Raw genomic sequence first — 23,020 nt, 5'->3', positions numbered from 1 at the left:
ACGATGAATATTAACTGGTTTCCTGGTCATATGAAAAAGACCAAGGAGATTATTATAAATAATTTGAAGCTAGTAGATGTGGTCTTGGAGATTATCGATTCGAGGATTCCAATTTCATCTAGAAATCCTATGATAGATGATATTGTGGCTGACAAGCCAAGGATGATTATAATGAATAAGTCCGACCTATCAGATCCTGAGGAAAACAAGAAATGGGTTAAGAAGTTTAGGGAAGAAGGGATTCCTGCCCTTTTGATGAACTCAAAGGAAAATGTCCCAGTGGATAAGATATATAAGGAAGCTAGGACCCTCCTTAAGGATAAGTTTGAGAAAAACGAGAAGAAGAATATTGACAATCCTATGATTAGGATGATGATCGTAGGCGTGCCAAATTCTGGCAAGTCCACCTTTATCAACAAGGTCTCAAAGAAAAAGGGAGCCAAGGTTGGTAATCGTCCTGGTATTACCCAAACCAAACAATGGATTAAGACTGGATCTAATATCCAACTTCTCGATACTCCTGGAATCTTGTGGCCTAAGTTTGAAGAAAAAATCGGCCTCCACCTTTCCTTTACCAATGCTATAAAAGATGAGGTCCTAAATATCGAGGACTTGATCCTTAAGTTCTTGGAGGAAATGAAGGAAAATAATCCAGAAGCCTTAGTCGAAAGATACGGAGTTGATCCTGCCCTCCCTGCCCTAGAAATCTATGAGGCCATAGCCAAAAAGCGTGGGGCAATTATTTCTGGTGGAGACTTTGACTATACTAGAACTGCCAATATTATCCTAAATGACTTTAGATCAGGTAAGCTTGGCAAGATTACTTTGGAAAAAGCATGAGATATTCACCATACGATGATGCTATAAAGAAAAAGGTCCATGAAGACTACGAGCTTATAGCTGGTATTGATGAAGTGGGCAGGGGACCTCTGGCAGGTCCTGTAGTAACTTGTGCTGTGATTATGAAAAGAGATTCTCATATAAAAGATGTTACGGATTCGAAGAAGCTTACTAGAAAGAAGATGCTAAGCCTTAAGGAGAAGATCCTAGCGGATGCCATAGACTTTGCCTATGGCTATGCCAATCCTTCTTTGATTGATGAGCTTAATATCAAAAACGCCACCCACAAGGCCATGGAAGATGCTCTAAACAAGCTTAAAGTTCGCCCAGAAATCGTCCTTATAGATGCGGAAAGGATAAATACTGATATCCCTCAGATGAATATAGTAAAGGGGGACCTAAATGAATATGCAATCTCCTGTGCATCAATTCTTGCCAAGGTTAGGCGTGATGATATTATGATCAATTTCTCAAAAATCTACCCTGGATATTCCTTCGAGACTAATATGGGCTATGGGACCAAAAAGCACTACGAGGGCCTAGAAAAGTTCGGAGAAACTCCTATCCACAGGCAGACTTTCTTGAGGAAGTTCCACGAAAGGCAGCTTAGTATCTATGACCTATAAGAAAGAATTTGGAGATTATGGGGAAAATCTCGTCGAAGACTACCTAAAGGAAAAGTCTTATGAGATCCTTGCCAGAAATTACAGAAAGCCCTTCGGTGAGATAGATATAGTGGCGAAGTTTTCCGATATGATAGTTTTTGTAGAAGTTAAAACTAGGAAGAATGCCAACTTTGCAAGTCCTGCCGAGGCTGTTACTCCTAGTAAGCAAAGGAAAATCATCCGAGCAAGCCAGGCCTTCCTTATAGAAAACAATATGACAGATTTGCTTATGAGATTTGATGTGGCTGAAGTTATAGCGGATGCGGGAGAGATTAATTATATAGAAAATGCCTTTTAAATTTACCAAAAACGAAATTATTTTATACCTAAACTACATATATTTGAACAATCAGACAATCCTAGACCTCTACGAAAAGACGGGCTTTGTGGACTTTTTCGACAAGGATAGGGCCTATTATGACTTCCTTACAGATAAGATTTACGGGAAGATTTTTGATAAGGAAAGTATCGACGCCTTTAGGTCATATCTGGACTTGCTTTATGAGAAGGACTACAAATATGTCACCATGCTCGATGAAGCTTATCCTAAAAACCTCCTATATATAGAAGATAAGCCAGCTGTCTTGTATTACAAGGGAGAGTTTGACGAAGAGGCTGACAAAAATTCCATAGCCTTCGTAGGTTCGAGGAAGTGTACGGACTACGGGAGATGGGCATGTAAGAACTTGGCAGAAAGTATAGCTATGGCTGGAATTACAACAGTGTCAGGCCTTGCCTATGGGATAGATGCGACTTGCCACAAGGCAACGCTTGATGTGGGCAAGAGGACAATCGGCGTTATAGGTTGTGGGATCGACAAGATTTATCCTAAACAAAACAGGGACCTCTACAGGAGAATCGAAGAGACGGGACTAATCCTTTCAGAATTTCCTCTAGGAACAGAGCCTATTGCCTTTAACTTCCCCAGGAGAAATAGGATAATATCAGGCATATCCCTAGGTACAGTTGTGATTGAAGCCAAGGAAAAATCGGGGACCATGATTACTGTAAGGTGTGCCCTAGAACAAGGGAAAGAAGTCTTCGCCGTGCCCGGTAATATCAACTCCATCTATTCAAAAGGGACCAACAAGATGATCCAAGACGGGGCCAAGCTCGTCCTTTCTCCAGAAGATATAATAGAAGAGCTGGGCTATATGAGAGGTTTGGACCTAGGTCGAAGGAGTCTTGATTATTCAAAACTTGATAAGGCAGAGGCCCAAGTGGTAAGATACATTGTAAACTACCCCAACTCAAGCGCTGACACTATAGCTAGTGGTTTAGATGAAGAGATTGACGTAATCAATTTCCTCCTCACATCGCTTGAGCTTAAGGATTATATAGAAAATATAGGAAATAACGAATTTAGTATAAAGGAGTGAGTATTTGGCTAAGAACCTAGTAATAGTAGAGTCTCCAACCAAGGCCAGATCTATCTCAAAAATGCTCGGAAGAAACTACAAGGTAATGGCAACAGTAGGCCACCTCCGTGATCTTCCAAAGAGTAAGTTTGGAGTGGATATAGAAAATAACTTTGAACCAGAATATATCAAGGTTAGGGGACGAGCAAAAACTATAAATGAACTAAAAAAAGAAGCGAAAAAGGCAGAAAATGTCTATCTTGCGACAGACCCGGACAGGGAAGGAGAGGCCATAAGCTGGCATTTGCAATTTCTCTTAGATCTTGACCCTGAAGCGAAAAACAGGGTAGAGTTTCACGAGATAACCAAAGAAAATGTCAAAAACGCCATCAAAAACCCAAGAAAAATCGACCAAAACCTTGTTGATGCCCAACAGGCAAGACGAGTGATGGATAGGATTGTAGGTTACGAAATAAGCCCAATCCTCTGGAAGAGGGTCAAGGCAGGCTTATCTGCTGGCCGTGTCCAATCAGTTGCCCTTAAACTTATAGTAGATAAGCAAAAGGAAATCGACGATTTTGTTCCAGAAGAATACTGGACTATAACAGCCCACCACAAGGAAGCTGGGGAGAAATTCGACTCAGAATTCTATGGACAAATCAACAAGAAAATAAAAATAAGCAATGAAAACGGAGCGGATAAGGTCCTCAATAAGATCGATAAGGATAAGTTTGAAGTTGTAAAAATTACCAAGACTAAAAAGAGAAGAAAACCTCAAAAGCCTTACACAACCTCAACCCTCCAACAAGACGCCTCCAACAGATTAGGATTTTCTACAAGATATACCATGCAGCTAGCCCAACAGCTCTTTGAAGGTATAGATGTAGGAGATGGAAGTGTGGGTCTTATTACCTATATGAGAACTGACGCAAATAGGATATCCAAGGAGATTGTAGGCGAAGCCCTCTCATATATTAAGGAAAAATACGGGCCAGAATATGCTGGCAAGGGAAACACCTATGGGGGCAAGAAAAAGGGCAGCCAAGACGCCCACGAGGCAATAAGACCTACCTCTATCAGGAGAAATCCGCTAGAGATTAAGGAATACCTAACAGACCAACAATATAAGCTCTACAAGATGATTTGGGAAAGAGTCGTAGCAAGCCAGATGACAGACTACGAATTCCTATCAACCCAAGTCCTCTTCGACAATAATTCCCTAATATTTAAGACAAACGGGAAAATCACCCTATTTGAAGGTTTCAATAAATTGGGGGCAAATAAAGAAAACGAAAATATCCTACCAGAGCTTAAAGAAGGAGACATAATAAGTGCCGAAACAATCGATAAGGACCAACACTTCACTAAGCCTCCAGCAAGATACACAGAGGCAAGTCTAGTAAAGACCCTAGAAGAATTCGGCATAGGCAGACCTTCAACCTATTCTGCAACCATCAACCAAATCATCTCAAGAAACTACGTAGAACTTGAAGGAAGATCAATATTCCCAACAGATCTAGGAAAAACCGTAAATACCTTCCTCCAGGAGAACTTCGACGATGTAATAAATGTAGAGTTCACCAGGGAAATGGAAGATGCCTTGGATAATATCGCAGAAGGAGATAGATTCTGGAAAGAAACACTAAAGTCCTTCTACAAGGACTTCGAAAAAGACATGAAGGGTGTCAAAAAGGACGGCAAGGACTATAAGGTAAGAGATGAAATCCTAGACGAAAAATGCCCAAAATGTGGCAAGCCCCTTGCCATCAAACACGGAAGAAACGGGAAATTCATAGGATGTACCGGCTTTCCTGACTGTAACTTTACCAAATCTATAGTAAAATCAACCGGAGTAAAATGCCCAGAATGTGAAGACGGAACAATAATAGAAAAAGTCAGCAAGAGAGGCAAGAGATTCTACGGCTGTGACAACTACCCAAAATGCGAATTCGCCCTATGGGACCCACCAACAGGAGAAAAATGCCCAAAATGCGGCTCTCTCCTAATCCACAAGAAAAACAGGTCCACAGACGAAATAAAATGCTCCTCATGTGACTATGTCAAGGAAAAGAAGAGATAAAAAGAGATGTCTAGGCTATGATTGAGAAGGAGATGTACTGACTAGGAGATGTCTCGACTACGCTCGACATAAGGGGGGGAAAGAAAACAAAGTTTTCTCTAGAATTATTAGAACGTCATTCGACGTTCTTTTGACCTTTGTTTCTACGAAACAAAAGTCACTACACTATTTGTCTTTCAGACAAACAGTGGCCCATCAGGAGGGCAACCTTGCTTCGACCGCAGCGGAGAAGCCTCACGCATTACTTCTAAAGAGCAGTTAATTATATAACCTAAATTAAAGTATAGATTTCTATTAATCGCCATCTCGAAGGAGGAACGACTGAGAGATCTACAGTCTATGATGACATGTAGATATAAAAGTTCAAATTATCTGCGTAAATACCTAAATAACAAAATCTAAAATCAAACATGTCCCACGGTTCTGTAGACCTCTCACATAAAGTTCGAGGTGGCGGAGTGGAATATTTGATAAGAGAGATATCTCGACTACGCTCGATACAAGGGGGAAGGTAAGAGATGTCTCGACTACGCTCGACATAAGGGGGGGGGAAAGAAAACAAAGTTTTCTCTCCTTTTCCCTTACCTCGACCGCAGCGGAGAGGTCTCACATATTATATTAAAAGTGGAATAATTTAAAACTTTTAGTTATAGTTTATAATCCAATTAACACAAGACCTATAAATCGAAGAGACTATAGATCTACAGTGTAGTATAGAAAGTACTTAATCTATAAACTACCTATCTAATAAAGATTAAATTTCCCCAAGCAAAAAGCCGCTTTCCGCGGCTTTAGTTTTTTTCTTATTCGTTTGCGTTTTTGTAGTCAGCAAGCTTAGATGTACAGTGTGGGCATCTTGTTGCTTCTACTGGTATTTCGCTTTTGCAGAATGGACAATCTTTTGTTGTTACTTCTTCCTCTTCATCGTCTTTGTGTCTTGCGTTTAGTGCCTTAACGATCATAAACATTACAAAGGCGATAATTAAAAATGATATGACAGCGTTGATGAAGTTACCTACTTTTAGGCTTGCTCCAGCTATATTAACTACTATATCCTCGTAGTTGATACCAGCTGTAAGTCCTGATATGATTGGCATTAGGATATCATCTACCAAGCTTTTTACAATCGCTGTGAAGGCAGATCCCATAATTATACCTATAGCCATGTCAATAACATTACCACGTGCTATAAATTCTTTAAATTCTTTTAACATTATTCCTCCTAAAATTACTTTCCCTACTATTATACCCAAATATAAATTTATTATTATATATTTGACTTTGATTCCCTAATTTAATATCATTTATTATAGGAGATATTATGAAAAAATTATTAGTTGATGACGATTTTTATAATAAATTGAGAAATTTCGCGGTTTTTATCCCGATAATTGAGATTGACGGTAAGGACCATATTCTCTTGGAGGTAAGAAGCGCCCATATTAGTCAGCCAGGCGAGGTGTCTTTCCCTGGAGGGAGACTTGAGAAAGATGAGGACTTTAAGGAAGCAGCTCTCAGGGAGACTATGGAGGAACTCTGTCTAGATTATAACGATATAGAATATATGGGATATTCTTCTATGAGTCTTAATTCATCTTACAGGCATGTGAAGAGTTTTTATGGCAGAATTAAGAAAAATTTTGAAGATATAAAGTATAATGAAGAAGTAGAGTCAGTTTTTGCTGTGGATATAGACTATCTGAAAGATAATCCACCAATCAGATACAGGTCGCCTTACAAGGTAGACTATCCGGAGGATTTCCCCTTCGACAAGATTCCTAATGGCCAGGAATATAGGGCCTGGAGAGGCTATAGTGACTTGTACTTTTATGATACAGAACCTGTAATCTGGGGACTTACAGCGAGACTTTTGAAGAATTTTATAGAAAGCTGGGTTATAGATGAAAAGTGAAATTAAAAATAGATTTGTAGACTATGCCAAGGACAAAGATTCCATAGTTTCTATATTTTACCTTAAATCAAACACAAATGATGAGTTCATTGATTTGTATACTGTTGTCGATGAAGTTATTATTGGAAAGCTCGAAGAAGATATCAGATATCTCTTCGATGATATTATCCTTATCAATAGGAGAAAGGATAGCTTCGAAGTCGATAAGAATAAGCAAAATTATACTATAATAGATGTATACAAGGAAGATAATATAAAGATTTCTGAGTCAATTATAGCAAAAGATTTGGCAGAGGACTTCATTAAGAACCTTCCAAGCGATATCGAATTTATTTACAATAGGGCAGGCGAGAAGAAACTTTCTCCTAATAGAGACTTTAAATTCGACATGCCTAAGGAATATGAGTTTAAATCCTGTGTGGATAATTTCTTCGCCAATGCTATCGAAGTTTCCCTATATGTCAACCAGAAAGATCCTATAGCAGCTTCTATCAAGATGGATGATTTGCGTTACGAGCTAATCAAAATGCTCAACTTCCATATTATAGATAAGTTCTATGGCTTAAGAGATATGGGCAAGGACGGATCAAGCCTTATCAATTCCCTAAGTAAGGAATACAGAGAGGATTTGGAACTAAGCTACAATACTAACGAGCTTTTGGATATCTATAACTGCCTCTTTAAGGCTTGTGGCCTATTCAGAAAAGTAGGCATGGCTGAGGCAGAAAACTTAGGTTTTGCCTACAACAAGAAGGCCGATGTCAAGGCACTTGAACTTTTGCGTAAGAACTATAGAAAACTCGAATCATTTTTGGGGTAGATTATGAAGATTAAGAAAAATATAACGGCCCTGGTATTTGCCCTAATTCTAGCACTTACTGGAACGACATCCCTTGCCGCGGGAGAAGGAAGGGTAGTAGGACTTGACGAAAATGTTACAGCCTACCTTATAGGAAATGAAGAAACAGGCGATATCTACTACGAGAAAAACGCCGATGAAGCTCTACCTATGGCTTCTCTTACCAAGCTTATGACTTTTCTTTTAGTAAGAGAGGCAATAGATGAGGGAAAAATTGACCTAAACACAAGTGTCAAGGCAGATAAGAGAGCTGAAGAGCTTACAAGCTGGGAGTACTCCGCCCTAGGACTTAAAGAAAATAAATCCTACTCAGTAGAGGAACTCCTCCAAGGTCTCATTGCAGTTAGTGGAAATGACTGCGCCCATCTTTTAGCAAAAACTGTGGCAGGAAGTGAAGATAAATTTGCTCAAATGATGAATGAGAAGGCAGAAGAGTTAGGACTTACCAGCCAAAAATACTACAATGCTAGTGGGATAGGTACAGATGACGGCAAGGAAAATAAATCTTCCGCCAGAGACCTCTTCAAACTATCTTCTGAAATAGTAAAGAAATACCCAGATATCCTAGGATATTCGACCATGGATGAAGTAAATATTCCAGGCAAGGGTATCAAGAAAAACTCAACCATTCCCCTAAGGGGAGAAATAAGAGGAGTAGATGGCCTAAAGACTGGAACAACAGACCAGGCAGGCTACTGCTTGGTAACAACTACCGACATGAAAGAGCTCGATGGCAACGATGAGTTTAGGACTATAGGTGTGGTGATGGGAGCAGACCAAAAAGATACTAGAGATAGCGTAATGAGCGATTTGATATATTATGTATCCAGATACTACTCATGTGAGAAAGTCCTAGATACAAACATTAGCCTAGAGACTATAGATGAAGTAAGCGCCAAGCAAGGCTACATAGAGCTCTTCCCAAAAGAAAACCTAAGCATCATATCCAAGGATGACAAGAAAGTAGCTACAAAGATTAGCCTAAATGATAAGATTAAGGCACCAATCAAAGAAGGAGAAGTCCTAGGTAAGGTAGATGTATCCTACGATAACGAATCCCACACCATCGATCTTATAGCCAAAAAGGACGTCGAAGAAGCAAGCCTATTTTCTAAAATTACAAGAAATATAGAAAATAATATAAATTTCTTGGTCCAAGTATTGATTGCAAGATAAAAAACAATATAATAATAGAGGACGCATTTTTGTCCTTTATTTGTACTGGTAGCTCAGCTGGATAGAGCACCGCCCTCCTAAGGCGGGTGTCGGAGGTTCGAATCCTCTTCGGTACACCAAATTACGGCTGTTGATAACAACAGCTTTTTTTGTGAGGAAAAAAGATTACTTCTGTAATGAAAATTGCTATAGAGATGTCTCGACTACGCTCGACACTAGGGTAAGGTAGGAAAGCTAGCTTTCCTACTATTTTCCCTTATTTCGACCGAATGGAATGAGTGGAGAAATCTCTCACATTTACCAATAAAAAAACAGCAAGGTATGTACTTTAAGATAAACTCAAACAAAAGCTACGCCATCTCGACAGAGCGAATGAAATGAGCGACGAGAGATCTACAGTCGATGAGGACATGTAGATATAAAAGTTAAAGTTATCTACGTAAATAACTAAATAAGGAAATCTAAAATCAAACACGTCCCAAGTTTCCGTAGACCTCTCACGTAGTCCTCTCAGAGCCGGACGGGCTTTTTTCGAGGTGGAGAGTGGAATATTTAATAAGAGATATCTCGACTACGCTCGACATAAGGGGGATGAAAAGAGATGTCTCGACTACGCTCGACACTAGGGAAGGGTGGGAAAGCTCGCTTTCCAACTATTTTCCCTTATTTCGACTGAACGAAGTGAATGGAGAAATCTCGTTAGAAATAGTAAAAGTATAATTATTTTAAGGATTATAGTTATTGTAATTCACACATTTACGCCATCTCTAATGGATTTGTCACAGTGAGCATAGCGAACTGATGAAATTCCTTAATCGAGGCTTTGCGAGGCGAAGTGCAACTAAGCCCGCAAACTACCGTCGAACGCATGTGAGAGATCTCCAGTCTACATAGACATATAAAGAAGTTAAAATATCTAAAAAATCAAAGAAGGAAATCATGTGCAAAGATAATAATATTGAAAATAATATAGATAAAATAGAAGAAATTCCTGAAAATACCTTTACCAAGGAGGATTATTTCTTTATGGCTGAAGCTATCAATGAAGCCAGGGTCGCTCGTTTTATTGAGGAGGTTCCTGTAGGGGCTGTAGTTGTGTATGATGGCAAAATCATAGGCCGTGGCCACAATCTCACCTATAAGGGGAAAAGTGCCCTAAAGCATGCCGAGCTTATGGCTATAGGGGAAGCTAGTGCCTGGATGGATGATTTCAGACTAGAGGAGTGCACCATGTATGTTACTATGGAGCCCTGCTCTATGTGTGCGGGTGCCATTATCAATTCGAGAATCGATAGGCTTGTAGTAGCTCTTAGGGATCACAAGAGAGGGGCCTGCGGTTCCAATACCAATGTCTGCGGCGATAGGAGTCAGCTTCACTTTGTCGATGCGGAGTTCGGTCTAATGGAGGAAGAAGCTCTCTTTGAGATTCAAACCTTCTTTAGGTATTTAAGGCAAAAGAAAAAGAATAAATCAAACAAATGACTTATTCTGTAATTTCTGCTATAAATTGCCATGAAATATCATATTTATCAATCAAAGTCGTAAATATTCTCTTATTCACTTTCTGAGGCTCCATAGTTACTGTGGAGTCTTTTCTAAAGTTCATGTAGGCCCTGTAGAGGTTATCAGAAGTCGTCTCGATTACAACCCTTACATTGTTTCCTCTATTAATCAACTTGTCATTAGTCACATCATAGAGGTAGATTCTGTTATCGTAGATATCCAGATATGAATTATATATCCTATCTTTTATCTCTTTTGGGTGATTGTATTTCTCGAAATCACTGTATCTAATGACTTTTTTCGGTTCCTCTAGGCCAAACACATTGCAATAATAATGAAGAGCCTCTAAACATTTACCATCTGTAAAAGCTAATCCAACTGCCATACCTATTCCTTTCTATTTCTATACTAATAATTTATCACATTATCATCATCTAGGCAAGTATAGTTAGTAATTAATCAAGATGAATTTTCTATTTAAATATGCCTAAGAAGAGTATAATAATAGCAAGTAAACGATATTAATATTGAATAAAGGAGAATACAATGAAGATTAGTCTAATTGATCCATTAGAAGTTGATAGAGAAATTATTGAAAATCATAAAGAAAAAATTGAATCTTTAGGCCATGAGTTTGAATATTTTGAAGAAAGTGCAGGAAGTGATGAGGAAAAAATCGAAAGATTAAAGGACGCTAATATAGCCATCATCACCAACAAGCCTCTTACTAGCCAAGTGATTAATAATACAAAGTTAGACTTAATCGATGTAGCATTCACTGGAGTGGACCACGTCGACCTCGATGCTTGTAAGGAAAAGGGAATCAAGGTCCTAAATGCTAGCGGTTACTCTGATGATTCTGTGGCAGAGCTTGTAATAGGCCTTACTATCTCTGTTTTGAGGAAGTTTAACGAAAATAGGTCAAATATCTTCGATGGAGAAAATAACTATCTTTTAGGTGAGCTTATCAAGGGCAAGACCTTCGGTGTAATAGGAACAGGAAATATAGGATCAAAGCTAATCGATCTTTTGAGTGTCTTTGGCTGCAAGATAATCGCCTACTCAAGAACAGAAAAGGAAGAAATAAAAGCCAAGGGAGTAGAATATGTCGACCTTGATACTCTACTTAAGGAAAGTGATATAGTGTCTCTTCACATACCAAACAACAAGGAGACCAAGGGATTCTTGGGAGAAGAAGAGCTAGACCTTATGAAGGAAGGGGCTGTTCTAATAAACTGTGCTAGGGGAGCTGTTGTAGATAATGACTACCTAGCTAAGCTTCTCAATGAAGACAAACTAAGAGCAGGTATAGACGTATTCGATATGGAACCACCACTTCCAGAAGACTATCCATTAAGAAATGCCAAAAATGTAATACTAACCAACCACGTTGCCTTCTACACCAAGGAAGCCATGGAGATTAGGGCAGACATTGTATTCGACAACCTTTATCAATATCTAGAGGGAAATATCGTAAACGAGATCAAACTATGACAGACGTAAAAATTGTAGCAATTGCTGGGGGCTCGGCCTCTGGCAAAAGCTCCATTGTAAGAGAGATTGCAAATTATTTTAAGGATGACTTGACTGTAATAGGTCACGACAATTACTACAAGGCCCATGATGACATATCCTTTGAGCAAAGGGCTAAGCTTAATTATGACTACCCAGGCGCCTTCGACAATGATTTATTTTATAAGGACTTATTAAAACTGCTCGAAGGTAAGACTATAGCCATGCCGACCTACGATTATAATATCCACACTAGGAGCGAGGATACGATTGAGATTAAGCCAACAAAGATTATCCTAATTGAAGGAATCCTTGTTCTATATGATGAAAGAATCAGGTCTATTACAGACACCAAGGTCTTTGTTGATGCCGATAGCGATGTGAGGCTACAAAGGAGAATCTTAAGAGATACCAAGGAGCGTGGCAGATCACTTGAGTCTGTACTTACCCAATACATCGGCCAAGTTAAGCCAATGCATGAGACTTATATAGAGCCAAGCAAGAAATACGCAGATATAATTATTCCAAGAGGAGCGAAGAACCTAAAGGGAATTCAAATCCTCAAAAGACACATTAAACATTTGATTGAGGAAGAAAATGAAAGTTAATATTACAGAAACTAACCATGATCATATAGAGAATTATCTCGCGGGTTATTCGTCTATGGGAGCTGATATTTGGGGAGCACACAAAGATACTGACGGTATGTATATATTTAGACTCCTTGCCCCAAATGCTGACGAAGTCTACATCAAGGGAGATTTTACTTCTTGGGAAAATACCAAGATGACCAAAAACACCAAGTACGGTTATTTTTTTATTAAGCTTGATGCGAATCCTGGAGATTACTACAAATATGTAGTAGTCCATGAGGGAAATTGGGTGGAAAAAACCGATCCCTTTGCCCGTGCTATGGACAAGGAAGGCGACTTTGCAAGTATCATAACAGATGACTCCTACGACTTCTCCGATGAAGAATTTATCAAAAACAGGGATAAGAACTTCGATAAGCCACTAAATATCTACGAAATCCATATAGGAAGCTGGCTAAGATACAATGACAATGTTAATTTCCTCGACATAGTAGATAGATTAGTATCCTATGTCAAGGAAATGAACTACACCCATGTAGAGATAATGCCTATAACCGAATACCCTTACTATCCATCCTGGGGTTATCAATCGAGCGGATTTTTTGCGACAAGCTCCCGCTTTGGAAGCCCAGTAGATCTCAAAAAGTTCGTTGATATTCTCCACCAAAACGGAATCGGGGTAATCCTCGACATGGTAGCAGTACACTTTGCTAGCGACTACTTTGGCCTAGATCATTTTGATGGGACTGGAATGTATGAATCAATCTATCCCGACCTCAAATACTCCGAGTGGGGATCCAATAACTTCGACTACTCCAAGGGTCATGTCAGAAGCTTTATGAAGTCTGCTGTAAGCTACTGGCTAGAAAACTTCCACTTTGATGGAATAAGAATCGACGCAGTAAGCTACATGATCCACTACAATGGCAACAAGAATCGTGGAGTCCACAAGGACAATATCGAATTTATCAAGGATCTTAACAAAACCATCCATGAATCCTTCCCAAATGTTATGCTCATAGCAGAAGACTCCTCAGACTACCCACAAGTTACAGGCAGGGTTGAAGATGGGGGACTAGGCTTTGACTACAAGTGGGATTTGGGCTGGATGAACGATACTCTAAGATATTTTAAGACAGATTCCATAAATAGGATCGATCACCAGGCAAATATCAACTTTTCGATGTTCTACTTCTACAACGAACGTTTTATCCTACCACTAAGCCACGATGAGGTAGTTCATATGAAGGGAGCTATGATTAACAAAATGGCAGGCTCTTACGAGGAGAAGTTCAAACAACTTAAGCTCCTCTACACCTACCAGATTACCCATCCTGGCAAGAAGCTCAGCTTTATGGGCAACGAAATTGCTACATTTGATGAATGGAATGAGCATGAATCGATTAATTGGGATATATTAAAATTCCCAACCCATGATGACATCCACCGATATGTCAAGGACCTAAACGCCCTTTATAAAGCAAGTCCTGCCTTTTTCGAAAAAGACTACGAAGAAGATGGATTTTCCTGGAAGGTAGTAGATGATAATATAAATTCTGTCTTCGCCTATGAAAGAAAAGCCGGAGATGATAGATACCTTGTAGTCCTAAACATGACCAACACCTACAAGGCTAATTTCGAGATCCCTTACGATGAAGAGTTGGAATTCGTTGAAGTCTTGGATTCACTTTCTGAGACCTACGGCGGAAGCAGATGGGATAAGAGAAATATAAAAATAGAGAAAGGAAACAATTTAGTATTGGAGCTTTGGGAATACGAAGCAATAGTACTAAAAGTAAAATAATATGAAAGTAAGAAAACCAATCAATCTATCCTGGTTAGTTGAAAAATGGACCTTGATAGATGAAGATTCATATCTTAAGAATATGTGGTTGAATACAGAATCCCTTGACTTTATAAGAATCAACAAGGAGATCCAAACCGCAGAAGATATAGAAGAAAATTATATAGATATAGACGCAGACGTAGAAAACTTCTTGCTAATGCCAACAGCAGACGAGCTAGATAGTCAGAGACTAAGAGAAGCCTTTGTTGCAAGCCTTGACAGACACCAGAGGGATAACTTCCTAGACAACTACGAGGGAATCGCCCCAAGAGAGGAATTCCTTGATATAGTCTACGAACAAGGCCTTGAAGGACAATGGAACTCCTTTAGAGACAAGGCAGCAGCGGATATATTACTAACATGGGCTCTTGAAGAATCAATCCCAGTTAACAAAGACATGGAGACAATTAACATAAACAAACTATGAGAATAAAGAAAATATTTTACCCCTTGGCCATGGCCCTTGTCATAACAGCCTGTGCCAATGGAGCAAATGAAACAGAAGATAAGAAGGACCAAGTAAGCCAAGCTGAAGAAAAAGTAGAGGAAAAAGAGGCGGAAGCTGAGACAAAAGTAGAAGATGCAAAAGTAGGAGATGAAAAAGAGATCGAAGAGAATCAAGAAGATGCGAAAAGCACCGAAGTGCCAAAACTTGACAAGACCTACTACGACTACTTCGACACAGTAACTACCCTTCTAACTTACTCTGATGATGAAGAGGCCTTCAAGAAACAGTGTGACGTCCTAGAAGAAGAGCTAGCCAGATACCACAAGCTCTACAACTCCTACGATTCCTTCGAAGGAGTAAACAACTTCAGAACAATCAACGAAAAGGCAGGAATTGAACCAGTCAAGGTAGATACTGAAATAATCGAGCTAATCGAATACTCGAAAGAGATGTACAAACTAACAGACGGAAACATCAACGTAGCTATGGGATCCCTCCTAGGCTTGTGGCACCAATACAGGGAGATGTCCATAGATAATCCTGAAAAGGCAGCAATCCCACCAGAAGATGAGCTCATCAAAAAAAGCGAGCACGAAAACATAGATGCCATTGAAATAGACAAGGAAAACTCTACAGTCTACATCAACGACCCAAACGTCCAACTAGACATAGGAGCAATCGGCAAAGGCTACGCCACAGAAAAAATGGCCGAAAAACTAAAAGAAGCAGGATTTGAAAGAGGAATCCTATCTGTAGGTGGTGATGACGTAATCATAGGAGAAAACCCAAACAACAGCGAAGGAAACTGGAAAATAGCAGTCCAAAATCCCTTCCTAGAAGATAAAGAAAATCCATACTCCACAATAGTAAACGTCAAGAACACATCAGTAGTAACAAGCGGCGACTACCAAAGATTCTTCACAGTAGACGGCAAAAACTACCACCACATCATAGACCCAGCCACAAGATACCCATCCGACAAATGGAAATCCGTATCAGTAAAAGCAGACAGCATAGCCCTAGCAGACACCCTCTCAACCTACTTCTTCATAGTAGACCACGAGACAGGACTAAAAAAAGCAGCTGAAAACAAAGTAGAAGCCTTCTGGATAGACCCAGAAGGAAACGAATACAAAACTGAAGGCTGGGAAGAAATGGAAGATAAATAAAGAAAAAGTAAGCTCTGATCCTGTGCGGATTAGGGCTTTTTGTGTGGGGAGGATGAGACTTCTCCACTCACTACGTTCGGTCGAAGTAAGGGAATGTTGGAAATATATTTTCCAACATAATAAAATAATTTCTTAAATATTAGTTTACCCTTATGTCTAATGGGTCTGGCCACAATGAACGTTAGTGAATTGATGGCAGCCCTTAATCGAGGCTTTGCGAGCATGAGACGAAGTCGAATCCGCAAACTACCGTCGAGCGAAGTCGAGATATCTCAAAGTTAGCTAAATTCAAAAATAATCTAATAGACTTCTTCATTCCAGTCGAAGTAAGGGAATTGTTGGAAAGCAAAATTTCCTTTATAGTTATTCTTATCTAAGTTTCACATTTACCCCTTATCTCGAGCTTAGCTAAGCTTCGCTTTTGCCCTTATGTCGAGCGTAGCCGAGACATCTCAAAATTAACTAAGTTTAACAATAACCGAATAGACTTCTCCATTCCAGTCGAAGTAAGGGAATTGTTGGAAAACATATTTTCTCTATAATAAAATAATTTCTTAAATATGAGTTTACCCTTATATCTAATGGTTCTGGCCACAATGAACGTTAGTGAATTGATGACAGACCTTAATCGAGGCTTTGCGAGGCGAAGTCCTCCTAGAGCCGGACGGGCTTGCCTCTGAGTCCGCAAACTGACACCGAAGGTGGCATCTCGAGCTTGTCGAGAGATCTATTTAAATTACCCACCGTCGAGAGATCTCTTAATAAAAAATTCAAAATGGATAAAATATGATAAAATAAAAAAAAAGGAGTTAAACATGTCTGGATATTTCTACATATTAGCAAACAAATCAAACGATGTTTTATACAAAGGTTCAACTACTAATATTATTAAACGAGTATATGAACATAAGAACCATCTTGATAAAGGAAGCTTTACTGATAAATACAATGTGACTAAACTTGTTTACTACGAATTCTACGAAAGTATCCAAGAAGCAAGAGGTAGAGAAGTGCAAGTAAGTAAACGGTCGAGGGCTAAAAAAGATAAATTAATAGATAGCCTAAATCCAGAAAGAAAAGACTTATACTGGGATATTGTTGGCTAGTATTAATTAGCATTGAATAATCATATATAGGGTTCACAATAAGCCCTTATATCTAGCTTATCTAAGCTTCACTTTTCCCCTTATGTCGAGCTTATCTAAGCTTCACATTTACCCTTATCTCGAGCGAAGCGAAGCGGAGTCGAGAGATCTCAAGGTTACTAAGCTTAAAAATGATTAATAGATTTCTCCAAGATGGTCGAAATAAGGTGGAGACTTCTCCATTCCAGTCGAAGTAAGGGAATTGTTGGAAAACATATTTTCTCTATAATAAAATAATTTCTTAAATATGAGTTTACCCTTATATCTAATGGTTCTGGTCACAATGAACGATAGTGAATTGATGACAGACCTTAATCGAGGCTTTGCGAGGCGAAGTCCTCCTAGAGCCGGACGGGCTTGCCTCTGAGTCCGCAAACCACCGTCGAGCGAAGCGAAGCGGAGTCGAGAGATCTCGAATTTAACTAGGCTTATAATAATTATTGATAGACTTCTCCATTCCAGTCGAAGTAAGGGGGGGAATAGATTTCTCCATGATGGTCGAAATAAGGGAGAGTGGAAAATTTTTCCTATATGGTCTAAATAAGGGTCGTGATAGACTTCTCCATTACAGTCGAAGTAAGGGGGGGGAGAATAGATTTCTACACCATGGTCGGAATAAGGGGTGGGTGATCTCTAGTACAAATTTAATTCCCCAAATCTTTCCATCTCCCACAAATCTTGGTATAATATTTAGATATGATTGGAGGATGACGTGAAGAAAGCTTTTGATAATGATAAGTATATAAAATTGCAGTCGGAAAAGATTGAGGAGAGGATTTCTCATTTTGATAAGCTCTATATGGAATTTGGAGGAAAGCTCTTTGATGATAGCCACGCTTCAAGGGTGCTTCCTGGTTTTCTACCTGACTCAAAACTCAGGATGCTCTATAACCTCAAGGACCTTTGTGAGATTATAATAACCATCAATGCCAACGATATTGAAAACAACAAGATCAGAGGAGACAACGAGACCTCATATGATGCGGAAACTATAAGACTAAAGGAAGCCTTTGAGGATTATGGTTTTCTTGTAAATGGAATTATCATAACCCAATTTGATAACCAACCCAAGGCCATAAAGTACCAAAAATACCTGGACAACCTAGGAATCGCAAGTTATAAGACCTACGATATCAAAGGTTATCCAAACAACATCGACCACATTATATCTAAGGATGGTTTTGGCAAGAACGAGCGAGTAAAGACCACAAGGCCCCTAGTGGTTATCACAGGACCAGGACCAGGTTCAGGTAAGATGGCAACCTGTCTATCCCAAATGTATCTGGACCATGAAGCTGGAATCAACGCAGGTTACGCCAAGTTTGAAACCTTCCCAATATGGAACCTCGCCCTCAAGCATCCTGTAAATATGGCCTACGAGGCAGCTACAGCGAATCTCGACGATGTAAATATGATTGACCCTTACCATCTAGATGCCTATGGGGAGCTTGCCGTAAATTACAACAGAGACGTAGAGGCCTTCCCTATACTTAAGAAAATGTTCGAGAAAATCATGGGCACCTGCCCTTACAAGTCTCCAACAGATATGGGTGTCAACATGGTGGGGTTCTGCATAGAAGATGAGGAAGAAGCGAAGCGTGCCAGCAAGGAAGAAATTATCAGAAGATACTACAATACCCTAGTTGACTTTAGATATGCCAAAGAAAGCTATCATGCAGTAGAAAAAATCGAAATGCTAATGAGTCAGCTTGAAATAAGCCCAGAAGATAGGGCTGTCGCAGTAAAGGCGAGAGAAAAGGCGAAAATGACTGGAAGAGAAGCCTTCGCTATTAGACTTGAATCAGGAGAGATAATTACAGGAAAGAAAAGCGACCTCTTATCAGCCCCATCAGCTGCTATCTTAAATGCCCTAAAGAAGCTGGGAAAACTTGACGACGACCTTCTCTTGATATCACCACACATCATAGAGCCAGTTTCAAATCTTAAAACAAAGTCTCTGGGAGGTAAAGAAACATCCCTATCAGCCAACGAAATGCTAATAGCCCTCTCAATCTCAGGCACAACCAATCCCCTAAGCCATATGGCTATAGAACAAATTGGCAAACTAAAGGGCCTAGATGCCCACTCTACAGTCCTCCTAGAAAACAGCCAAAGATCCATGCTAAGAAAACTAGGCATAAACTTCACCCAAGACGCCTACCTAGGAAACGACGATTACGAATACTAATGAACAAAGGGCTGTTGCAGAATGAATAAATCGTACCATTATCGTTAGAAAACCTCCACGGAAATTTTGCCTCCATCAGCCGGCAGGCACCACTGAAAATTTCCTAAGAGAACCTTCTAACGATGGTACGATGATTATTCATAGTTTTGCAACAGCCCTTTTAAATTGCGGAAAAAAGGGAAGATAGACAAGAGATATCTCGACTACGCTCGATATAAGGATGAAAGAAAACGAAGTTTTCTATCCCTTTTCCCTTATTTCGACTGAACGAAGTGAACGGAGAAATCTCATACTTTTTATTAAAAGGTCATATAACTAAATACCTTGAATTATATCAATTACACAATTGCCCGCCTCGTCGAAGGAGGCACGACTGAGAGGTCTCCAGTCTATGATGACATGTAAATAATAAGGATTAAGTTATCTACGAAATACAAAGAAGATGTCTCGACTACGCTCGACATAAGGGGAAAGAAAACGAAGTTTTCTAGAAAGTATTAGAACGCCATTCGGCGTTCTTTTGCCCTTTGTTCCTACGAAACGAAGGGCACTACACCATTTATCTTCCAGACAAATAGTGGCCCACCAGGAGGGCAACCTTGCTTCGACCGAACGCAGTGAGTGGAGAAGCCTCACGCAGTCACCGTTATCAAATAATTATCTATATTCTGAGAAAACAAACTTAAACTAATAATATACCATCTCGAACGGATGTGAGAGATCTCCAGTCTATGATGACATTTCAATAATAAGGATTAAGTAATCTACGAAAATATATATCTAACAAAATTTAAGCGCTAAAATGTCCCAAGGTTCTGTAGACCTCTCACATAGTCCTCTCAGAGCCGGACGGGCTTTTTTCGAGGTGGAAAGTGGAATATTTAATAAGAGATGTCTCGACTACGCTCGACATAAGGGGAAAGAAAACGAAGTTTTCTCTAGAATTATTAGAACGCCATTCGGCGTTCTTTTGCCCTTTGTTCCTGAGAAACGAAGAGCACTACACCATTTGTCTTCCAGACAAATAGTGGCCCATCAAGAGGGCAACCTTACCTCGAAGACAAGCCCGTCCGGCTAGTAGAGGACCGGAGAGGTCTCACGTCTAAGACGACATGTATATATTAAAGTTCAAGTTGTCTACGAAAAAACATAGCTATCAAAATCAAATCACTCATAATTTTACAAATCATCAGCTTTATCTCATAAAATTTCACATACATAATCTTGACAAAATCATCAGCTTGTTATACTATTGTTCAGAGAAACATTTAATATATTATATAAGGAAAGAAAATGAAGAAATCAATTTTTACAAAAACTGTAGTCATTTTGGCTACCATAATCAATGTTATATTCTTTTATTTCCTATACAAATACAAGATTCTCCCTCACAAATATAGACTGGCCATAGCCGTTACCATTGGGATAATTCTTTGTATTTTTTTGTATATAGGATTTATTAGAAAGAAAAACTCGAACGTGTTGAAGGCTATCATAATTATATTCCTTCTAATCCTAAGCATAGGTGAGATCACCTTCCTATCCTATGCCAACAAGTCTATCAAGACAGTTTCTGATATTAACAACAAGGCTATCCAAGATACCAACGAGATGAGCTATGTTGTATTGAAGGATTCTGAAATTAAAAGCCTTGCAGACATAGGAGATAAGGAAATCGCCACAGCGGGAGACATGGATAAGGACAATTCCTCCAAGGCCTTTGCCAAGTACAAGGAAGATTATAAGAAGGAATTAACTGAAAGAAACTTCGACAATTATCAAGCTTCTGCCACAGCCCTACTAGATGGAGATGCTGAGGTCATGCTTCTTAACGAATCCTTTAGGCCAATCCTAGATGAGACAATCGAGGGATTTTCAGAGAAAACCCGTGTACTCGAGTCTGTTCTAGTAAAAGGAGTAGAGAAGAAGAAAGAAGAAAAGAAAGAAGTCGCAGAAGATCAATCCTTCAACGTCTTCCTATCAGGAATCGACACATCAGGTAGCCTATCCAACGTATCAAGGTCTGATGTCAACATGGTCCTAAGTGTCAATCCAAAAGATAAGAAAATCCTAATTACAACCATCCCAAGAGATACCTACCTATCAATAGGAGGAGAAGGGGATAAATACGATAAGCTAACCCATGCGGGTCTCTACGGAGTAGATACTTCAATCAAGAGCATAGAGGCACTTCTAGATATCAAGATCGACTACTATGGCAAGGTCAACTTCACAACTCTAGTAGATCTAATAAACGCCCTTGGAGGAATCACTGTTGATAACCCAACAGTCTTTACTTCAACCCATGGAGGTTATGACTTCCCTCAAGGAAAGATAGAAATGGACGGGGACAAGGCACTTGCCTTCTCCAGAGAAAGATACAAGCTAGAAGAAGGAGACTTCGACAGAGGGAAAAACCACACCCGAGTCCTAACAGGAATCATAAGAAAAATGCTAAGCACGGAAATGCTCCTAAACTTCAACGAAATAGCAGATATAGCCCTAGAATCAGTCAACACAGATGTGCCATACGAGAAAATGATAGAGCTAGTCAACAAACAACTAGCCGACGGAGGCGAATGGCAAATAGAAAGCGAGGCCCTAAAAGGAAAAGGAACTATGGACCTAGACTCCTACCTAATGCCAAACGCGAGCCTCTACATGATGGTCCCAAGCAAGGACTCCATAGAAAATATTCATAATAATATTGAGGAAAACAATAAGTAAGGAAAACGCCTCAACCAATGCGTTTCCCTTACCTCGACCGAAGTGGAGAGGTCTCACGTATTATATTAAAAGTGTAACTAATCCAAAACTTTGAATTACAGCAATTCACACAATTACCCGCCATCTCGAACGCATGTGAGAGATCTACAGTCTGTGATGACATGTAAATAACAAAGATTATTTCATCTATGAAATCCAAAGAGATGTCTCGACTAGGCTCGACACAAGGGTAAAGATGGAAAGCTATCTTTCCTACCCCTTCCCTTGCTTCGAACGCAGTGGAGAAGCCTCCCGAGAAATAGTAGAAGTATAATTCTTTGAGCCCGAGCATTGTAGCATTTAACACAATTATCGCCATCTCGAACGCATGTGAGAGATCTATAGTCTGTGATGACATGTAAATAATAAAGACTATTTCATCTACAAAATCCAAGGAGATATCTCGACTAAGCTCGATATAAGGGTGAAAGAAAACAAAGTTTTCTCTCCTTTCCCTTATTTCGACCTTGTGGAGAAATCTCTCGCATTTACCAATATCAAAACAACAATGTATATACCTTGAGATAATCTCAAATAGAAATTACGCCATCTCGAACGCATGTGAGAGATCTACAGTCTATGATGACACGTAGATATAAAAATTCAAGTTATCTACGAGAATAACTAAACAACAAAATCTCCAGCCAAACACGCCCCAAGGTTCTGTAGACCTCTCACAAAAAGTTCGAGGTGGCGAAATGAGGAAATTTTAATAAAAAATATATTATAGGATAAGAGATGTCTCGACTACGCTCGACATAAGGGTAAAGATGGAAAGCTAGCTTTCCTACCCCTTCCCTTGCTTCGACCAACGTGGAGAAGCCTCTCGAGAAATAGTAAAAGTATAATTATTTGAGGCCTAGCATTGTAGCATTTCACACAATTACGGCCATCTCGAACGCATGTGAGAGATCTACAGTCTATGATGACATGTAAATAATAAAGACTATTTCATCTACA

General features: G+C 39.5%; 19 protein-coding genes and 1 tRNA gene. 18 read left to right on the top strand and 2 right to left on the bottom strand.

Annotated features, from left to right (window positions below; all coding sequences use genetic code 11):
* Positions 1-3 precede the first annotated feature (3 nt).
* Genes ylqF through topA form a run of 5 tightly spaced genes read left to right on the top strand, consistent with a single transcriptional unit; the run spans position 4 to position 4,943 of the window.
* Positions 4-840 (top strand): ribosome biogenesis GTPase YlqF, encoded by an 837-nt coding sequence (gene ylqF / locus C7D97_RS04220; protein ID WP_105301856.1) that lies wholly within the window; start codon positions 4-6, stop codon positions 838-840.
* Positions 837-1,466, top strand: coding sequence for a ribonuclease HII (locus C7D97_RS04215; RefSeq protein WP_105300874.1), 630 nt, complete (start codon positions 837-839; stop codon positions 1,464-1,466). Before ylqF ends, C7D97_RS04215 begins: the two co-directional genes overlap by 4 nt.
* On the top strand, positions 1,456-1,803 hold the full coding sequence (locus C7D97_RS04210) for a YraN family protein (protein ID WP_105300873.1): 348 nt from the start codon (positions 1,456-1,458) through the stop codon (positions 1,801-1,803). Before C7D97_RS04215 ends, C7D97_RS04210 begins: the two co-directional genes overlap by 11 nt.
* Positions 1,793-2,884: a DNA-processing protein DprA gene (gene dprA / locus C7D97_RS04205; protein WP_105300872.1), complete on the top strand. Its 1,092-nt coding sequence runs from the start codon at positions 1,793-1,795 to the stop codon at positions 2,882-2,884. Before C7D97_RS04210 ends, dprA begins: the two co-directional genes overlap by 11 nt.
* Before the next feature lie 4 nt (positions 2,885-2,888).
* The gene (gene topA, locus C7D97_RS04200) at positions 2,889-4,943 is read left to right on the top strand and encodes a type I DNA topoisomerase (RefSeq protein WP_105300871.1); all 2,055 of its coding nucleotides are present in this window, start codon (positions 2,889-2,891) and stop codon (positions 4,941-4,943) included.
* A gap of 803 nt (positions 4,944-5,746) precedes the next feature.
* Here the strand turns inward: topA and mscL are convergent.
* Positions 5,747-6,157: a large conductance mechanosensitive channel protein MscL gene (gene mscL, locus C7D97_RS04195; protein WP_105300870.1), complete on the bottom strand. Its 411-nt coding sequence runs from the start codon at positions 6,155-6,157 to the stop codon at positions 5,747-5,749.
* Positions 6,158-6,264: 107 nt separating this feature from the next.
* Here mscL and C7D97_RS04190 point away from each other — a divergent pair, with 107 nt between their 5' ends.
* From C7D97_RS04190 to C7D97_RS04170, 5 genes are all read left to right on the top strand, one after another.
* Complete coding sequence (locus C7D97_RS04190) at positions 6,265-6,855, top strand: NUDIX hydrolase (RefSeq protein WP_105300869.1); 591 nt, start codon at positions 6,265-6,267, stop codon at positions 6,853-6,855.
* The gene (locus C7D97_RS04185; RefSeq protein ID WP_105300868.1) at positions 6,845-7,675 is read left to right on the top strand and encodes an aminoglycoside 6-adenylyltransferase; all 831 of its coding nucleotides are present in this window, start codon (positions 6,845-6,847) and stop codon (positions 7,673-7,675) included. Before C7D97_RS04190 ends, C7D97_RS04185 begins: the two co-directional genes overlap by 11 nt.
* A gap of 3 nt (positions 7,676-7,678) precedes the next feature.
* Positions 7,679-8,890 carry a D-alanyl-D-alanine carboxypeptidase family protein gene (locus tag C7D97_RS04180; RefSeq protein WP_105300867.1) on the top strand — a complete coding sequence of 404 codons (1,212 nt, stop codon included), beginning with the start codon at positions 7,679-7,681 and terminating at the stop codon, positions 8,888-8,890.
* 42 nt (positions 8,891-8,932) lie between these two features.
* A tRNA-Arg gene (locus C7D97_RS04175) sits at positions 8,933-9,009 on the top strand.
* 820 nt (positions 9,010-9,829) lie between these two features.
* Positions 9,830-10,372, top strand: a complete 543-nt coding sequence (locus C7D97_RS04170) for a nucleoside deaminase (RefSeq protein WP_240308888.1) — start codon at positions 9,830-9,832, stop codon at positions 10,370-10,372.
* Position 10,373: 1 nt separating this feature from the next.
* Here C7D97_RS04170 and C7D97_RS04165 read toward each other — a convergent pair whose 3' ends face one another.
* Complete coding sequence (locus tag C7D97_RS04165; RefSeq protein WP_105300866.1) at positions 10,374-10,778, bottom strand: VOC family protein; 405 nt, start codon at positions 10,776-10,778, stop codon at positions 10,374-10,376.
* A gap of 161 nt (positions 10,779-10,939) precedes the next feature.
* On the opposite strand from C7D97_RS04165, the gene C7D97_RS04160 reads away from it, so the two are divergent.
* The 8 genes from C7D97_RS04160 to C7D97_RS04120 all read left to right on the top strand — a co-directional run bounded on the left by C7D97_RS04160 (position 10,940) and on the right by C7D97_RS04120 (position 22,021).
* Positions 10,940-11,887: an NAD(P)-dependent oxidoreductase gene (locus C7D97_RS04160; protein WP_105300865.1), complete on the top strand. Its 948-nt coding sequence runs from the start codon at positions 10,940-10,942 to the stop codon at positions 11,885-11,887.
* A complete protein-coding gene (udk, locus tag C7D97_RS04155; protein ID WP_105300864.1) occupies positions 11,884-12,513 on the top strand; it encodes a uridine kinase in 630 nt (209 codons plus the stop codon). The genes C7D97_RS04160 and udk overlap by 4 nt, the downstream gene beginning before the upstream one ends.
* Positions 12,503-14,302 (top strand): 1,4-alpha-glucan branching protein GlgB, encoded by a 1,800-nt coding sequence (glgB, locus tag C7D97_RS04150; RefSeq protein WP_105300863.1) that lies wholly within the window; start codon positions 12,503-12,505, stop codon positions 14,300-14,302. The genes udk and glgB overlap by 11 nt, the downstream gene beginning before the upstream one ends.
* Before the next feature lies 1 nt (position 14,303).
* A complete protein-coding gene (locus tag C7D97_RS04145; protein WP_105300862.1) occupies positions 14,304-14,771 on the top strand; it encodes a UPF0158 family protein in 468 nt (155 codons plus the stop codon).
* Positions 14,768-15,961, top strand: coding sequence for an FAD:protein FMN transferase (locus C7D97_RS04140; protein ID WP_105300861.1), 1,194 nt, complete (start codon positions 14,768-14,770; stop codon positions 15,959-15,961). The genes C7D97_RS04145 and C7D97_RS04140 overlap by 4 nt, the downstream gene beginning before the upstream one ends.
* Before the next feature lie 815 nt (positions 15,962-16,776).
* Complete coding sequence (locus tag C7D97_RS04135; protein ID WP_105300860.1) at positions 16,777-17,067, top strand: GIY-YIG nuclease family protein; 291 nt, start codon at positions 16,777-16,779, stop codon at positions 17,065-17,067.
* 751 nt (positions 17,068-17,818) lie between these two features.
* Positions 17,819-19,294: a DUF1846 domain-containing protein gene (locus C7D97_RS04125; protein ID WP_105300858.1), complete on the top strand. Its 1,476-nt coding sequence runs from the start codon at positions 17,819-17,821 to the stop codon at positions 19,292-19,294.
* Positions 19,295-20,587: 1,293 nt separating this feature from the next.
* On the top strand, positions 20,588-22,021 hold the full coding sequence (locus C7D97_RS04120; protein ID WP_105300857.1) for an LCP family protein: 1,434 nt from the start codon (positions 20,588-20,590) through the stop codon (positions 22,019-22,021).
* Positions 22,022-23,020 lie beyond the last annotated feature (999 nt).

Source organism: Anaerococcus marasmi (genome assembly GCF_900290195.1).
In the GTDB taxonomy this organism is placed as follows: domain Bacteria; phylum Bacillota; class Clostridia; order Tissierellales; family Peptoniphilaceae; genus Anaerococcus; species Anaerococcus marasmi.
This window is presented reverse-complemented; position numbering and strand designations above follow the sequence as displayed.

Bases quoted from the DNA above. Each gene is read 5' to 3' on its own strand.
- ylqF (WP_105301856.1), top strand. From the start codon at position 4: ATGAATATTAACTGGTTTCCTGGTCATATGAAAAAGACCAAGGAGATT.
- C7D97_RS04215 (WP_105300874.1), top strand. From the start codon at position 837: ATGAGATATTCACCATACGATGATGCTATAAAGAAAAAGGTCCATGAA.
- C7D97_RS04210 (WP_105300873.1), top strand. From the start codon at position 1,456: ATGACCTATAAGAAAGAATTTGGAGATTATGGGGAAAATCTCGTCGAA.
- dprA (WP_105300872.1), top strand. From the start codon at position 1,793: ATGCCTTTTAAATTTACCAAAAACGAAATTATTTTATACCTAAACTAC.
- mscL (WP_105300870.1), bottom strand. From the start codon at position 6,157: ATGTTAAAAGAATTTAAAGAATTTATAGCACGTGGTAATGTTATTGAC.
- C7D97_RS04190 (WP_105300869.1), top strand. From the start codon at position 6,265: ATGAAAAAATTATTAGTTGATGACGATTTTTATAATAAATTGAGAAAT.
- C7D97_RS04185 (WP_105300868.1), top strand. From the start codon at position 6,845: ATGAAAAGTGAAATTAAAAATAGATTTGTAGACTATGCCAAGGACAAA.
- C7D97_RS04180 (WP_105300867.1), top strand. From the start codon at position 7,679: ATGAAGATTAAGAAAAATATAACGGCCCTGGTATTTGCCCTAATTCTA.
- C7D97_RS04170 (WP_240308888.1), top strand. From the start codon at position 9,830: ATGTGCAAAGATAATAATATTGAAAATAATATAGATAAAATAGAAGAA.
- C7D97_RS04165 (WP_105300866.1), bottom strand. From the start codon at position 10,778: ATGGCAGTTGGATTAGCTTTTACAGATGGTAAATGTTTAGAGGCTCTT.
- C7D97_RS04160 (WP_105300865.1), top strand. From the start codon at position 10,940: ATGAAGATTAGTCTAATTGATCCATTAGAAGTTGATAGAGAAATTATT.
- udk (WP_105300864.1), top strand. From the start codon at position 11,884: ATGACAGACGTAAAAATTGTAGCAATTGCTGGGGGCTCGGCCTCTGGC.
- glgB (WP_105300863.1), top strand. From the start codon at position 12,503: ATGAAAGTTAATATTACAGAAACTAACCATGATCATATAGAGAATTAT.
- C7D97_RS04145 (WP_105300862.1), top strand. From the start codon at position 14,304: ATGAAAGTAAGAAAACCAATCAATCTATCCTGGTTAGTTGAAAAATGG.
- C7D97_RS04140 (WP_105300861.1), top strand. From the start codon at position 14,768: ATGAGAATAAAGAAAATATTTTACCCCTTGGCCATGGCCCTTGTCATA.
- C7D97_RS04135 (WP_105300860.1), top strand. From the start codon at position 16,777: ATGTCTGGATATTTCTACATATTAGCAAACAAATCAAACGATGTTTTA.
- C7D97_RS04120 (WP_105300857.1), top strand. From the start codon at position 20,588: ATGAAGAAATCAATTTTTACAAAAACTGTAGTCATTTTGGCTACCATA.